The following is a 14,244-nucleotide window of genomic DNA, read 5'->3' as shown; positions in this document are numbered from 1 at the left end:
GATGAGCAACCCTTTTGAATATGAAGACAGCAATTATCTGGTGTTAATGAATGATGAAGGACAGTATTCGCTGTGGCCTGCATCCATTCCGGTACCGGCAGGTTGGACCCAGATGTTGGGGAAGGCCAAACGACGTGTATGTCTGGATTACATTGCGGAGCAGTGGACCGATTTGAAACCGCTGAGTCTCTGTGATGAAACGGGGATGCCGGGCATGATTCATGAGGTTGGCAGATGAGGTTTCATCTGAATCCAAAGGCGATTGTGAGCACTGTCTATGTTCTGGCGATGTTTATGGTTGCCATGGATGCAACGGTACTGAACGTGGCGCTACGAACCATCAGTGAGGAACTGGGCGTTCCCCCGGCTGCTGCGGGTACCTTGAATGTGGGTTATTTGGTGAGTTTGGCTGTATTTCTGCCTGTCGCCGGATGGCTTGGTGACCGATGGGGCACGAAACGGGTTTTCCTGTCGGCGCTGACACTTTTTACAGTGTCCTCTGCGCTTTGTGCAACGGCTGAGGATCTAGGCACATTGACATTTTTCCGCATTTTGCAGGGAGCAGGGGGTGGTCTGCTTACACCTGTAGGGATGGCGATGCTGTTTCGGACCTTTCCTCCGCAGGAACGGGCCAAGGTATCTCGGATGTTGGTACTGCCCATTGCACTCGCGCCAGCACTCGGGCCGATTGTGAGCGGATTGATTGTGGATCAGCTGTCGTGGCGATGGATTTTCTATGTGAATCTGCCTGTCGGTATTCCGGCGGTGATCTTTGGCATGCTGTATCTGAAGGAGCACAGAGAACAGGGAGCAGGTCGACTGGATCTGCCGGGGTGGTTATTATCTGCGCCGGGACTTGCACTGACGATGTATGCGCTCAGTCAGGGACCGCTGCGGGGCTGGACGTCACCAGTTATTATGGGAGCGTGCTTTGCAGGCATTCTACTTCTCGCGTTGCTCGTCGTGGTGGAGCTGCGCGCGAAGCAGCCGTTGCTTGATCTGCGTTTGCTGAAGCACCGACTGTTCCGCTATACAGGCTTGGTATCCGTATGTGGGGCGGCCGGATTGCTGGGCATGTTGTATGTGTTTCCGTTAATGTATCAAAATGTGCTACAGGCTTCTGCGCTGGAAACCGGGCTAACCACATTCCCGGAAGCGCTGGGACTGATGATTGCTTCTCAGCTTGTCCCATGGACTTATCCGCGACTGGGCCCAAGAAAGCTGATATCGATGGGTTTGATCTGTACGGCAGTCATTTTCATTACCCTTAGTCAGATCACAGTGGATACGAACCCATGGTTAATCCGTTCATTATTGTTCGGTGTGGGAATTTTTCTGGGACAGACGGTAGGGGCAGTGCAAATTGCTGCTTTCGCCCAGATTCCACCTGCATCCATGGGACGAGCTTCGACTTGGTTCACGGTGCAAAACCGTCTGGGATCAGCCATCGGTATGGCTTTACTCTCTGCTGTTCTGGCAGGAGTGGGCACAACAACGGTTACTCCGACAGGCACGATGGAGCCGAATATGCTGGCGTACCGTTTGGCTTTGCTAGGGGCAGCTGCATTTCTGCTCATCGGGCTGTGGTTTGCTCTGAAAATCCGCGATGCTGATGCGGCAGCCACGATACGAAAGACGCCGGCTGGAGGATTATTTGGCAAGTTGAAACGTTCGTCTACGGTGGGTTCAGAATCGGTGGCAAAGCAGGAGGGATAGGATTATGTTTGTGAAAGAAGCAACGAAAGCTTAGTAGGTACTACCTGAAAGAGTTTCGATAAAATAAGAGCGAGTCAGTACCGGACAAGGGCAAATTTGTCGCCGGATTGACTCGCTCTTTTTCTTGATCAGTTAGGTAGTTAATCGTTTGCTGATCTGCAGGTACAGATTAGCAATTCTAACGAACCTCAGACATCTTATTGGTACAGAATTCAGCAATATCAACGTGATATAGAGCATATAAGAGGAAATAGCGTGTGGAGGATTCCTTAGAGTATGAAAGTCGTGTAATTCTAGTTAATAAGGTGTATCAGGTTTGTTAGAGCTGAGCTCGAAAACAACTTAAACCTAAACTAAACACCAAGATAATCGCCCAATTTAGCCCCAGCCAGCCACATACTAAATCAACTCTGTATATAGATCCTCCAAGGTGATGATCTCGGGCTGGCTCGGTAGCTCTCCCCCAGCCGAACATGCCGCAAGCATATGTCCATCATCCAGTCGCTGACTGAGAAAGAGATATGTCCCAGCCTGTTCGCAATGCCAATCTTTTCGCTCATCAGGTAGGATGGCGAAGGAGTCCAGTGGTATGGACAAGCCCATACCCACTGCCTTGATATAACTTTCCTTCAGCGTCCATAGACGGTAGAAGGTCTCCAGCCGACGATCGTCAGGCGCGGCGGCCAAGAACTGGCTCTCCTCAGGAGAGAAGAAACGCTCTGCAATATGCATGTCAATGGGAGCTATTTTTTCCACATCCACGCCCAGTTCATCTATACCGTCGGAGATCAGAGCAATCCAATCACCAGAATGGGAGACGTTGAATTGTACGTCCGAATGGTGACTGAGCGAAGGTTTGCCGTAGGAATTACGGGTAAAAGAAAGCTCAGCAGGTCTCAGTCCAGTTAACTGGCTCAAAGTCACACGAGTCAATATCTCGCCCAGCACGGAGCGATAAGCGTCAGCCTGACGCACAAAACGCGAAGCCTGAGCACGTCGCTCCGCAGAAACTTGCGACAGAAAATGGTTCCAGTACGCCTCGGGCAATACTTCTGGAACTTGAAGCACACGAATAGTTTTCATCATTAATCACCTGAATACGTATTCGGCGTGGATCAATAACTTTCCTTTATATGGATCGTCCCCTCAACTCTTCCTCCCAAATCATCACTATATGGGTGCCCCTTAACATGAAAGCAAGCCGATTGTCTCGCTTTCATGTTAAGGCCTCAGGTTCTGCATCTTCCTCTTCATGCTTCTTGCGCTTGTTTCCATTCCGTATGTGCAGCCTGCACTCGATCCCACATATCTTGGCATTCCAGTTCACTGTAATTCACCAAGGGCTCATGGAAGAGTCCAGTTAACACTTCACGCCACTCGGCATACGTCTGGATTTCCGTTTTCTGAATCCCTTCGATATCATGTGTTCGAAGCATACATCCACGTAGTTCATTACTGCGGTTCTCATTACGCTGACGAAGCAAAAATGCGTTATGCCAAGGTGATTCGGACGCCCGACTGTAGAATTCATGTTTGGGAATGAACTCCCCCAGATCGTGGACTACCTCGGGAGCATAGTCGACGCCTTCACTTGGCCCATTCGGCTCGTACTCAAGCCGCCATCCTCCAGCAGCAACAGATGATGGCATCAATTGATACGTGAACGGAGCTGAACCATAAGTTTCATAACGAAGTGGCAGAGGTTCAAAGGGCATTCCGCCCAGACCTACATCTACAATCCAGCGCTCAACTGTCGGGTCAGCATCCGGCAGAAGGACAGACAGACCGAGATGGAATGAGTTCACACGGGGTTGTTCCCCATGAGGCTGTACTCCCCCGCGATGCCAATCAACCGTATAACCCAGCGAGCGGAGAAGAACACTAAATGCACCATTTAGATGAAAGCAGTATCCGCTGCGTCCCTGTAATATAAGCTGAATTGAATCTTGAAGACCGATTCCCGCAGGACGACCTGCAAAAATATCGACCGTTTGCCAGGATAAATATTGCACATGTGCTCGCTGGAGTTCAAATAAGAATTCCAGTGTAGGTTCCTTTATATCATCTATGCCGATCCGTTTCAGATAGGCCTGTATTTCAGCTGTTTTCAATAGTTCAATCATTATTCAGATCACCTCACGTCATATAGTGGGCTGCAGCCCAAATTTTTATAAACTTCTGCTGCCCTGAGTTCATTGTAAAAGTGAACGGATAAAAACAACATCATCAGTTGAGCAGATTGTAACGGTACAATTATTGAACAAAGCCTTGAAAATCATCTCAAGAGATGGACATGGTTCTGATGTCATTGAAATACAATATATGGATGAGCTATTTCTTTTTCCGGGGTATGCTAACCCTTTGGAGTGGATATAGGTTAGAATATAGATAGATAGCAGGATTAGGAGATGGAAAAATGGCTAATGATGAAGTGATTTTGACACAGGAAGGCTTGGAAAAGCTGGAGGACGAACTGAAGGATTTGAAGACGGTGAAGCGTAAGGAATTGGCAGCTCGTCTGAAACTCGCGATCAGTTACGGTGACCTGAAGGAAAATAGTGAGTATCATTCAGCCAAAGATGATCAGGCCTTTATGGAGACCCGAATTTTGATCTTGGAGAAGATGCTGACAAAAGCAAGAGTCATTTCTTCAGATAATATAGACTCCAACAAAGTGAGCATTGGATCGACGGTGTTGCTTAATGACATTGAGTTCGCCGAGAAGATTGAATATAAAGTGGTTGGCCCTGCCGAGGCCGATGTTGCGAATAATAAAATTTCGTACGAGAGCCCGCTGGGCAAAGAGATAATGGGCAAAGAAGTGGGCAGCGTCATTCATGTCAATGCTCCGATGGGCGTTATCAAGTACGAGTTACTTCAAATTAAAGTGTAATTCAAAAAGAGAGGTGCTCCGCAGTCATCCAAGTGGCTGAGGGGACACCTCTTTTGATTCTATTGGGCTTTGAACGGTTGGAGATAGGCTTTGTTGAAACTTCATACGGTTGGACTAACGGACTTTATCACATACTGTGTTTAAGGAACTTATGAGATGAAGATTTCCGTGTGTTTTATATGTAAAAAAATAACATTTCGACAAATTTCGAATTTCGAATGACCTGACAAGGGGAGTAGTATATAATTACGGGAAAACTTTAAAGTGATGGAGTAGATACGATGAATTTTAATAAGCCTAATCTGGATCAAGACAACGCTGGCACAGGTGAGCGATTCTCACGTGCCGGATTTATTCTGGCAGCCATCGGCAGTTCGGTTGGTCTGGGCAACATGTGGAAGTTCCCGTACATTACGGGCGAAAACGGGGGAGCTGCATTCTTCCTGCTCTTCATTGTCTGTCTGCTACTTATTGGTCTGCCGGTGCTACTGGCGGAACTTGCGATTGGTCGCAGTGGCAGAGGTAGTGCAGCTACGGCTTTTATCAAAGCAGGTGGACATAAGGGCTGGCTCGCAGCCGGATTGCTGCAAGTATTGACACCGTTTATCATCCTGTCCTTTTATGTCATTATTGCGGGCTGGACATTGCAATATGCACTTAAATCCTTTAGTGGAACGTTGTTTGCCAATCCGGATTATGCCGGACAGTTCGATTCCTTCGTAGGTGGCTATATGCCCATTGTATGGCAACTGATATCCGTACTCATTGCGGGCTGGATTGTAGCCAAAGGGGTATCCAACGGGATTGAGAAGTTTAACAAGGTGCTGATTCCGGCGATGATGGTACTGCTGATCATCCTGATGATTCGGGCAATCACGTTGCCAGGTGCAGGTGCGGGGGTTTCCTTTTTCCTGAATCCCGACTTCTCGCAGCTTACAACCGAATCCGCACTGGTAGCGCTTGGACATGCCTTCTTCTCCCTGTCCCTCGGGATGGGTATTCTTGTAACCTACGGTTCGTATGTGGATAAAAATCAATCCCTCGGTGCGGCAACCGTCGCCGTCGGTGCAGGTGACCTGATCTATGCATTCATTGCTGGTCTGATCATCTTCCCAACGACATTCTCGTTTGGTATTGCACCGGATCAGGGTCCTTCACTGATCTTTATAGCTCTCCCGGCAGCCTTCTCGGCCATGCCACTTGGTTTCCTGTTTGGAGGACTGTTCTTCATCCTGCTGGCTATTGCCGCATTAACTTCGGGAGTATCCTTGCTGGAAGTACCGGTGAAGTATTTCATGGAACGCTTGTCCTGGAGTCGGAATCGGGCAGTATGGGTGATATCACTGGCAGTCTTCCTCGTGGGACTTCCTTCGGTACTGTCGATCGGCTTATTGCCTGAATGGACCATTGGATCGAAGAGTGTGTTCGACTGGATGGACTTTATAGCGTCTAACATTCTGCTTCCTGTCGGTGGACTGCTTGTAACGATTTTTGCCGGATACTTCTGGAAAACGGCTGCGGAAGCTTCCGGCCTGCGTTCCGGATGGTTCCGGGTGTGGTTGTTCATGCTGCGTTACGTGGCTCCGATTCTGGTTCTGCTGGTTCTCCTGCACACATCCGGTATCATTCACTTCTAAATTGAAGACCAGATAGGTATAAATGTTGTCTGTTGTGCAGATTTACCATGGATAAAACCTCTTGGAAGAATTGCAAAAGCCCTTGTTTTCCCTCGTCAATTTTGGGACAATAAGGAGTAGAGGTTTTTTGGGTAGGACCGATAAGCCATATGCTTTTTTGCGAAAAGAGGATTATACAATGAACAAATCATCCATATATGGATTAACATTAGAGCAATTACGTTCCTGGCTGCCGGAGCATGGGCAGAAAAAATCCCGTGCATCCCGGATCTGGGAATGGTTATATCAAGAGCGTGTACACGATTTCCCCGCGATGTCCGATGTCCGTCAGGAATGTCTGGATGTACTCTCCGAGCATTTCACAATGAACTCGCTGAGCGAACATGTGAAGCAGGAATCGGCAGATGGTACCGTGAAATTTCTGCTTCGGATGCAGGACGGCAACCTGATTGAGACGGTATTGATGCGGCAAAAATACGGACTTACCGTCTGTGTGACCACACAAGTGGGCTGTAATATCGGCTGTAGCTTCTGTGCGAGCGGTCTGATCAAGAAGAGCCGAGACCTGACCGCTGGAGAGATTGTGGAACAGATTATGCATGTGCAGCGACATCTGGATGCAGCAGGTCAAGACGAGCGGGTAACCAACGTGGTTGTGATGGGTATTGGCGAACCATTCGACAACTTCCAGCACATGAGTGATTTCATCGAAGTCATCAAGGATCGCAAAGGACTGGCACTTGCCGCCAAACGGATTACGGTATCCACGAGTGGCCTTCCGGACAAGATCAAGGAATTTGCAGACAGCAGTCTGCAGGTTAATCTGGCGATCTCTCTCCATGCACCGAATAATGAATTGCGTACACACATCATGAAGATCAACCGGGCTTTCCCGATTGAGCAATTGATGGATGCGGTGGATTATTATCTGGCTACAACGAACAAACGCATCATGTTTGAGTACATCCTGCTACGTGATGTTAACGATCAACGTGAGCATGCCGCGGAGCTCGCTGAACTGTTGTCCAGTCGCAGAAGTATGGTCAGTGTGAATCTGATCCCATACAATCCGGTGGATGAGCACAGTCAGTATCAACGGAGTACAGAAGAGTCGATTCTGGGCTTCTATGATACGCTCAAAAAAAACAACATCAACTCCACTGTACGTATGGAACATGGTACGGATATCGATGCCGCCTGCGGACAGTTGCGGAGTAAACAAATGAAGAACAACGTTGCCGAATCTGAGCCAGACCGTCTGGCATTGGGATAAGATACAACGCGGAGCTGGCAAGTAAAGTTAGGATACTTGGTTGCTCTAATGGGTGCCTATACGTGCCATTTACCGTTGTTGGATCACAAATGCGTTGCCTGAATACAAAACGCCTCTGTATATCACTGAGAAGTGATAACGGAGGCGTTTTTTGGAATGTCATGATTTCAGTTTTTTGGTCATCAGCAGATGGGGAATGCCGTCTTCCATAAATACTTCCGACGCAGGTGCATATCCGAGACGTTCGTAGAACCCGGAAGCTTGTACCTGTGCGTGCAGCTTGGCTTTCTCCAGACCATCAGCAATAGCCATCTGCTCCAGCTTGTCGATCAGCACACGGCCCAGGCCGTGTTTACGGTAATTCAGCATGACACAGATCCGTTCCAATTTGGCGACCTGTTCCACAATGCGCAGTCTGGAGGAAGCAGCAGGTACTCCGTCTACGTAGAGCAGAATGTGGCGCGCCTCCGCGTCTAATGTATCATAAGCATCGAATTCATCCGCTGCGGGTACACCTTGTTCTTCAACAAAAATAGCGGTGCGAATGGCGAAGCAGGCATCGAGCAATTCCTGATTATTAACTTCAACAATCGTTGTATTCATGAATGTTTCTCCTTTGGGTGATCGTAATGTTATCCTGACGTGATAAACTGGTACATAACAGGAATATGGAACGATTTTCGTTCCATGTATACGGTTTGAGCTATATGTTTAAAATTGAAACCAATTCAACAGTAGTTATACCATCAATTATGTTGCGAATGCAACAATTATATAGGGGCGTGAGTGTGTTGACTGAGAAAAAAGAAGTGCTGCGTGAAATTGGTATGATTGCCCGCTGTCTGGATTCAATCAGTAATGTCGAGTTTCAGCATCTGAACCTGTCCCGTGGACAATATCTATATCTATATCGAATCTGTGAGAATCCGGGCATTATTCCGAATCAGCTTGCCGAATTAATTAAAGTAGATCGCACAACGGCGGCCAGAGCGATTAGCAAACTCGAATCCGATGGATTTATTATTAAACAGCCAGCAATGGGTAATAAAAAGAATAAGGTGTTGTATCCCACCAAAGCTGGGCTTGAAGCATGGGAATTCATTCGTAAAGAGGGCGTTCATTCCGATCAGGTGACACTGGACGGTTTGACGGATGAAGAGATCGAAAACGCGGTTATGCTTCTCCGCCGAATGCGCCATAATATCGAGGTGGACTGGAAATTTGTCAAAAAGGGTGGACGAAGACCCTACATGGATAGTTCGGAATGAACAGAGGAACGATCCTTGACCCCTACATCCCAGACTCTAGCCGAACCGATCTAAAGGAGAAGAGCCATTATGCCAGAGCAGCAACAGTACAGGAGGGAGTCATGAAACGGGTAAACCGGAAAAAGCTAACGTGGTGGATCATATTGACAGTCAGTATCACGGCGGCATTAATTATTTTTGTGAAGGAGCGGTTCGTGATGAATGAATCATCCCCTACGGTATCCTTTGTCCAAGATCATATGACCAATCCCAATGGTACACTTGCGTCCTATTTGCAAGATGCTACCTCAGAGAGAGCGGACATCGTAGCAGGCAGAGAGGCTTTATCTGAGTCACTTGGTCTTTGGATGCAATATGCTGTAGCCAAGAATGATCAGGCGTTATTCGAGGAAAGCTATAAACTGCTGACGACCTATTTCCTCATGCCGCAAAAATATATTGCCTGGAAGCTGGATGCCAAAGGTGAATCTCAAGTGACTACCAATGCGCTTGGCGATGATTTTCGGATTGTCGGTGCCTTATTAAAGGCAGCAGATCAATGGGAACAAGGAAGAGAAGCCAAACTGAAAACGGCTTCGGAAATATCCCGTACACTTTCGCAATCGGTTCAGAATAAAGGATATTATGTTGATTTTCACGATTTTGCGAGTGGTCACTCCACAGATACGTTAAGCCTGGTTTATGTTGATCTCCCGTCTCTGCAATTGATGGAAAAACATCAGATGGTGGAACCGGGAACCTATGCCAAGTACGAAGCTTTGCTAAAGAGGATGCCTGACGATGGATTGTTTTATCCGAAGACCTTCGATGTGGTCCGTAAAGAATATACGTATGATGATACGGTGAATCTGATCGACCAGTTGATCGTGGCGAATCATCTAACGGTGACCGACCGCAAACCGGACAAGCTCATTTCGTTTTTGAAAAAGGAGTTCAACACCCGGCATCAGCTGCCCGGACAGTATAAGCGAGAATCACGCACACCTGCCGTCTCTTATGAATCTTCCTCGGTATATGGCCTCGCCATTTTACTCGCTGTACGTTCAGGTGATCCAAAATGGGCCAAACAGTTGTATAACCATATGATTACGTTGCGTACTCAGGAATCTCGTTATCGAGGTGGATATGTATTTAGTGGAAACACACATCTGTTTGATAATCTTTTTCCTCTGCTTGGAGAGACTGCATTACAAAATTCACTTAAGAAGTAATCTACTGGAGAGAATAAACCTATGATGAGGAATAAAGCACCCATCCGTCGTATTGCATGGGGATATGCCAGTTTGATCGGATTAGCCGTGATTCAGCAGCTCGCTGTCTATCTTAAAATTTATATGAATCAGAGCTATACTACACAGGATTTTGTGTTTAGCATCGTGTCGCTTGGAGCGCTGATTCTGGGTTTTGTGATACCTGTCGGAGTGTCTGTCGTCCTCGGATTTATATATCTGGTCGCTTATTTTGTATGGCTTGTTACTTACGCGGATGTCAATGTGCTTACGTTCTCATGGTGGTTGCTCATTCCGGCTAATGCGGTTGTGGCTGCCTTTATCAAGGCAAGTCTTGTGCGTAGAGCGCGTGTCATAGAGCGTCTGCAGGAGCTTAAGGGACGTAATCCGGAGATTGATCTGGACACCTCCCTGGGGAATAAGGGTGCCCTTGCGGACACACTTGTTAAACAAAGTAATCTGGCCAGACGTTATTCGGAGCAATATGGTTTCAGCATGGCGATGTTCAAGATCGAGTTTTTGCCGTTGGTATTGGAATCACTCGGTTCCGTGCGCTATGCACAGTTCCTTCTTGAACTATCCACTACCATACAGAAGCAGATCCGGTTTGAGGATTATAAATTTTTTGTGGATCGGGGAAGGTTTGTCATTATCTGCCCGATGACCAATGCGGAGTACATGCCCATTCTGAAACAACGGATCAAAAAAGCCATGATGGATCTGCAGATTATCGATAAAAGGGGAAATGAATTGCAGACGGTTATTCGTACTGGTGCGCTGGTATTCCACAAGGAACAATTCAGTAAGTATAAGGATATCGATGCAGTTATTGCGGCGCTGGAACGGAACACAGAGACGGATCTCATTGGTGAATATATCTAACGAACAGGAAGGAGAGATTTGCTGTGGATTATATGTCCTGGTTCATCCCTGTCTGTATCGCTGTCAGTTGTATGTTTGCCGTATGTACCGTTTTACTAACGATTGCTACCCTTCGTTTTCGGTCAAAAGTCAATCGCAAGTACGATCGGAGGAAATTAATTGACTGATTTTATTCTGCTGTTATCGATATTCAGCATCTGGATTGCCGTATTCGAGTCCATTGTTATCATGGCTGGGGCCATTCGTTTTATTAATAAACAGGACAAAAAAGGCATTCAGATCCCTGAAGATATGGATCATTATCCAACAGTCACGGTCATGGTACCTGCACATAACGAGGGTCTGGTCATTGTTGCGACAGTAGAGCATATCCTGCGCCTGAATTATCCGGAGGATAAAGTTCAGGTCATCGTGATCGCGGATAACTGTACAGACGATACTGCAGAGAAGCTGAGATCATTCCTCAGTCAGACAAGTTATGTGCATCGCAATGTAACGGTAATGGAGCGAAAAGGAACAGGTGGCAAGTCCGGGGCATTAAATGACGGACTGGAAATTGCCACGGGTGATTGGATCTGTATCTTCGATGCAGATGCCGCACCTGAACGGAATGCATTAATGTTTTTGACGCAAAAATCGCTTGAGAACCCTGAACAATATGGCGTGGTTTTTGGCAGAAACAAAGCACGCAACAGAGGACAGAATTTCCTCTCCAAATGCATCAATCTGGAGATCATTACTTCGCAACGTGTGTATCACACGGGTCTGTGGGAATTGTTCCAGCTGGGTTCCATCCCGGGCACGAATTACATTATCAAAACCCAGTTGATCCGGGACATTGGTGGCTGGGATGTGACAGCCATTACAGAAGATACGGCTTTATCATTCGAGATTTTGAATCGCGGACAGTTTGTGGCACTTGCGCCGCAAGCGGAAGCCTATCAGCAGGAGCCGGAACAGCTTCGTGTATACATGAAGCAGCGCGAACGCTGGGCTAAGGGGAACTACCAGGTGGTACTGGATAATATCCATAACCTGTTTAACCGTTCCAGTTGGCGTAATAAGTTGCTGGTCATCTATTATGCCGTCAGTTATTTCTGGTTCATGCTTGCGATCATTGTATCGGATATTATATTTCTCGTAAATCTGGTTTATCGGGTGATTGCCATATTTAAACCAGAGGTAAGCTCACCGTTCCAGTTTGCCGGTGATGCGTATGTGTTCCTGGTCATTGGTTGGGCGCTTATGTACTTTATTTACGTGTTACAGATCAATCTGGCACTTGCCGCAGATATTGGACAGAGCAATACCCGTAATTTCATCTACGCCTGCGTATCCTATTTCACGTATGCACAGCTGTTCATCCTGATCTCGATCAAGGCTTTCTACTCCTTGATCATGGACAAGATTCGGAAACGCGAAAGCAAATGGTACAAAACAGAACGTTTTGGCTAAGCGACAAAAATTGTAGAAGTGTAAGGTAGAAGGGCTGTTACTGGACAACTCCAGACAACAGCCTTTTTTGGTATAGCCAGGTACATCCACATTCTGTATACTCTTACAGGCTGTAAGTATGAAGCATGCTTATCTAAAATGGAGGGTCACGGAATGAAGGGCAGAGGATCAGACTTTTACGATAATGAGGCGAATTTCGAAAAGTACATGGAACGTCGCAAGTGGCAGGAGAACGCCAATGATACATTGGAGAAGCCGGTGATGCTGGAGTTGATCGGAGACGTTGCTGGCAAGAATATACTGGATCTTGGTTGTGGAGATGCAAGGTTCGCCGCAGAATTGCTGAGTCGGGAGCGCGAAGGTGCAACGTATACGGGAATTGAAGGTTCTGTGAATATGATTCAGGCAGCTAACGAGTCGGTAAAAGGATTGAATGCCCGGATTGAGCAAGCCTTCATGGAAGACTGGACCTACCCGGCCGGAGTGTACGATCTGGTTATATCGAGACTGGCTGTTCACTATATTGAGGATGTGGAGAGCCTGTTCCGCAACATATACAACACTTTGAAAGAGAACGGGACATTTGTATTCTCGGTAGAACATCCTGTGATCACGTCCACACTGCAACCCTCTGGCACTCGAACGGATTGGGTGGTTGATCAGTATTTTGTAGAAGGATATCGGGAGCAGCAGTGGCTGGGCGGTTCTGTGAAAAAGATGCATCGTTCCATTGAATCGTATTTTATGGCATTGCCGCGGGCAGGGTTCCGTGTAGAACATTTGCGCGAGTCAGCACCACAACGTGCATATTTTGTAAACGAGGAAACCTATCTGCGCAGGCAACGCATTCCATTGTTTCTGTTTTTAAGTGCCCGGAAATAGGATAGTGGTAAAACGTATAGATAAATAGAAGGACATAACTAAGTTATACTCATAAATTAGAAAGTTCTACACAGAAAACGGTGGATAACACTAGATATAGCAGTAAAAAGCGCAAAATCTATCCACATGTGGATAAGATATTGCGCTTTTACTGTTATGTTTCGATACCTTTGATACTTTTGCTGTGTATAACCCCGCAATTATGAATCCGCCGCAGCTCTGACATAGATACGTTCTCCATGCCGATCAACTTCCACAGGTGCCTCGAAGAAGTCGCTAAGCACTTCTGTGTTCATTAGCTCGCTAGTTAATCCACTGTTGACTATTTCACCCCGGCGAAGCAGGAGGCTGTGACTAAAGACAGGCAATATTTCCTCGGTATGATGGGTGACATAGATGAGTGAAGGGGTATCTGGGCGCTGTGATAATTCACGTATGCTCTCCAGCAGTTGCTCTCTTGAGAACAGATCCAGTCCATTGCAAGGCTCGTCCAGAATGAGTACGCGTGGATTGGCCATGAGTGCTCGGGCAATAAGAAGTTTCTGTTTCTCGCCTTGAGAACAGGTACGATATTCGCGATCCCACAGGTGCTGACAGCCCAGCGTTTGCATCAATTCCTGTGCCTGTTCCAGATCATCATCCGATAACTTGTCATACAAGCCAATGGTGGCATGTTTGCCGCTAATCACGACATACTGCGTGCGGTCTGTACCGTGCAATTTCTCTTGCAGAGATGAACTGACCCAGCCGATGGATTTGCGAAGCTGTCGCAGATCCACATCACCATATTCATGGCCTAACACGGATATCTTACCTTCGGTCGGCCAGAGATATCCGGTGATCATGTTCAGGAGTGTTGTTTTGCCGGAGCCATTCAGGCCAAGCAGCGCCCAATGTTCACCGTCATTAACCTGCCAGCTCACATCGTTCAGCAGGATAAGGGGTCCCCTTTTCCAAGTGACATGCTGTACATCAATAATCATGCGTTATTCCTTCCTTCTGTTATCCT

Annotated in this window: 14 protein-coding genes; 10 read left to right on the top strand and 4 right to left on the bottom strand. The window is 47.1% G+C overall.

Annotated features, from left to right (window positions below; genetic code table 11):
* Position 1 precedes the first annotated feature (1 nt).
* Both AC6CIF_RS24030 and AC6CIF_RS24025 read left to right on the top strand, forming a co-directional pair.
* On the top strand, positions 2 to 238 hold the full coding sequence (locus tag AC6CIF_RS24030; protein ID WP_062836669.1) for an MbtH family protein: 237 nt from the start codon (positions 2 to 4) through the stop codon (positions 236 to 238).
* Positions 235 to 1,716 carry an MDR family MFS transporter gene (locus AC6CIF_RS24025; RefSeq protein ID WP_498201784.1) on the top strand — a complete coding sequence of 494 codons (1,482 nt, stop codon included), beginning with the start codon at positions 235 to 237 and terminating at the stop codon, positions 1,714 to 1,716. Before AC6CIF_RS24030 ends, AC6CIF_RS24025 begins: the two co-directional genes overlap by 4 nt.
* A gap of 399 nt (positions 1,717 to 2,115) precedes the next feature.
* Here the strand turns inward: AC6CIF_RS24025 and AC6CIF_RS24020 are convergent, their stop codons facing one another.
* Positions 2,116 to 2,799, bottom strand: coding sequence for a 4'-phosphopantetheinyl transferase family protein (locus AC6CIF_RS24020; protein WP_498201783.1), 684 nt, complete (start codon positions 2,797 to 2,799; stop codon positions 2,116 to 2,118).
* Positions 2,800 to 2,966: 167 nt separating this feature from the next.
* Positions 2,967 to 3,839: an arylamine N-acetyltransferase family protein gene (locus AC6CIF_RS24015; protein WP_498201782.1), complete on the bottom strand. Its 873-nt coding sequence runs from the start codon at positions 3,837 to 3,839 to the stop codon at positions 2,967 to 2,969.
* 293 nt (positions 3,840 to 4,132) lie between these two features.
* Between AC6CIF_RS24015 and greA the strand changes: the two genes are divergently transcribed.
* The 3 genes from greA (at position 4,133) to rlmN (ending at position 7,519) form a co-directional block, all read left to right on the top strand.
* Positions 4,133 to 4,609 (top strand): transcription elongation factor GreA, encoded by a 477-nt coding sequence (greA, locus tag AC6CIF_RS24010; protein WP_047840913.1) that lies wholly within the window; start codon positions 4,133 to 4,135, stop codon positions 4,607 to 4,609.
* A gap of 281 nt (positions 4,610 to 4,890) precedes the next feature.
* Positions 4,891 to 6,246 carry a sodium-dependent transporter gene (locus tag AC6CIF_RS24005; protein ID WP_498201781.1) on the top strand — a complete coding sequence of 452 codons (1,356 nt, stop codon included), beginning with the start codon at positions 4,891 to 4,893 and terminating at the stop codon, positions 6,244 to 6,246.
* Positions 6,247 to 6,424: 178 nt separating this feature from the next.
* Entirely contained in the window at positions 6,425 to 7,519 is a 1,095-nt protein-coding gene (rlmN, locus tag AC6CIF_RS24000) for a dual-specificity RNA methyltransferase RlmN (protein WP_076213841.1), read from the top strand.
* Positions 7,520 to 7,678: 159 nt separating this feature from the next.
* On the opposite strand, the gene AC6CIF_RS23995 is transcribed toward rlmN, so the two are convergent.
* The gene (locus AC6CIF_RS23995; RefSeq protein WP_498201780.1) at positions 7,679 to 8,122 is read right to left on the bottom strand and encodes a GNAT family N-acetyltransferase; all 444 of its coding nucleotides are present in this window, start codon (positions 8,120 to 8,122) and stop codon (positions 7,679 to 7,681) included.
* A gap of 224 nt (positions 8,123 to 8,346) precedes the next feature.
* On the opposite strand from AC6CIF_RS23995, the gene AC6CIF_RS23990 reads away from it, so the two are divergent.
* The 5 genes from AC6CIF_RS23990 to AC6CIF_RS23970 all read left to right on the top strand — a co-directional run bounded on the left by AC6CIF_RS23990 (position 8,347) and on the right by AC6CIF_RS23970 (position 13,235).
* The gene (locus AC6CIF_RS23990) at positions 8,347 to 8,787 is read left to right on the top strand and encodes a MarR family winged helix-turn-helix transcriptional regulator (protein WP_498201827.1); all 441 of its coding nucleotides are present in this window, start codon (positions 8,347 to 8,349) and stop codon (positions 8,785 to 8,787) included.
* 101 nt (positions 8,788 to 8,888) lie between these two features.
* Entirely contained in the window at positions 8,889 to 9,998 is a 1,110-nt protein-coding gene (locus AC6CIF_RS23985) for a glycosyl hydrolase family 8 (protein ID WP_498201779.1), read from the top strand.
* Between the two features lie 24 nt (positions 9,999 to 10,022).
* Positions 10,023 to 10,898, top strand: a complete 876-nt coding sequence (locus AC6CIF_RS23980) for a diguanylate cyclase domain-containing protein (RefSeq protein WP_498201826.1) — start codon at positions 10,023 to 10,025, stop codon at positions 10,896 to 10,898.
* 159 nt (positions 10,899 to 11,057) lie between these two features.
* Positions 11,058 to 12,353: a glycosyltransferase family 2 protein gene (locus tag AC6CIF_RS23975; RefSeq protein WP_498201778.1), complete on the top strand. Its 1,296-nt coding sequence runs from the start codon at positions 11,058 to 11,060 to the stop codon at positions 12,351 to 12,353.
* 153 nt (positions 12,354 to 12,506) lie between these two features.
* Positions 12,507 to 13,235, top strand: a complete 729-nt coding sequence (locus AC6CIF_RS23970; protein ID WP_498201777.1) for a class I SAM-dependent methyltransferase — start codon at positions 12,507 to 12,509, stop codon at positions 13,233 to 13,235.
* Between the two features lie 200 nt (positions 13,236 to 13,435).
* Here AC6CIF_RS23970 and AC6CIF_RS23965 read toward each other — a convergent pair whose 3' ends face one another.
* A complete protein-coding gene (locus AC6CIF_RS23965) occupies positions 13,436 to 14,218 on the bottom strand; it encodes an ABC transporter ATP-binding protein (protein WP_498201776.1) in 783 nt (260 codons plus the stop codon).
* Positions 14,219 to 14,244: the final 26 nt, after the last annotated feature.

It is taken from the genome of Paenibacillus sp. GQ49 (assembly GCF_059759055.1).
Note: the sequence above shows the minus strand (reverse complement) of the source record. Positions and strands in the feature narration are given on the sequence as shown.

What these genes read in the sequence shown, in the direction of transcription:
- AC6CIF_RS24030 (WP_062836669.1), top strand. Translation starts at nt 2, where the DNA reads ATGAGCAACCCTTTTGAATATGAAGACAGCAATTATCTGGTGTTAATG.
- AC6CIF_RS24025 (WP_498201784.1), top strand. Translation starts at nt 235, where the DNA reads ATGAGGTTTCATCTGAATCCAAAGGCGATTGTGAGCACTGTCTATGTT.
- AC6CIF_RS24020 (WP_498201783.1), bottom strand. Translation starts at nt 2,799, where the DNA reads ATGAAAACTATTCGTGTGCTTCAAGTTCCAGAAGTATTGCCCGAGGCG.
- AC6CIF_RS24015 (WP_498201782.1), bottom strand. Translation starts at nt 3,839, where the DNA reads ATGATTGAACTATTGAAAACAGCTGAAATACAGGCCTATCTGAAACGG.
- greA (WP_047840913.1), top strand. Translation starts at nt 4,133, where the DNA reads ATGGCTAATGATGAAGTGATTTTGACACAGGAAGGCTTGGAAAAGCTG.
- AC6CIF_RS24005 (WP_498201781.1), top strand. Translation starts at nt 4,891, where the DNA reads ATGAATTTTAATAAGCCTAATCTGGATCAAGACAACGCTGGCACAGGT.
- rlmN (WP_076213841.1), top strand. Translation starts at nt 6,425, where the DNA reads ATGAACAAATCATCCATATATGGATTAACATTAGAGCAATTACGTTCC.
- AC6CIF_RS23995 (WP_498201780.1), bottom strand. Translation starts at nt 8,122, where the DNA reads ATGAATACAACGATTGTTGAAGTTAATAATCAGGAATTGCTCGATGCC.
- AC6CIF_RS23990 (WP_498201827.1), top strand. Translation starts at nt 8,347, where the DNA reads ATGATTGCCCGCTGTCTGGATTCAATCAGTAATGTCGAGTTTCAGCAT.
- AC6CIF_RS23985 (WP_498201779.1), top strand. Translation starts at nt 8,889, where the DNA reads ATGAAACGGGTAAACCGGAAAAAGCTAACGTGGTGGATCATATTGACA.
- AC6CIF_RS23980 (WP_498201826.1), top strand. Translation starts at nt 10,023, where the DNA reads ATGAGGAATAAAGCACCCATCCGTCGTATTGCATGGGGATATGCCAGT.
- AC6CIF_RS23970 (WP_498201777.1), top strand. Translation starts at nt 12,507, where the DNA reads ATGAAGGGCAGAGGATCAGACTTTTACGATAATGAGGCGAATTTCGAA.
- AC6CIF_RS23965 (WP_498201776.1), bottom strand. Translation starts at nt 14,218, where the DNA reads ATGATTATTGATGTACAGCATGTCACTTGGAAAAGGGGACCCCTTATC.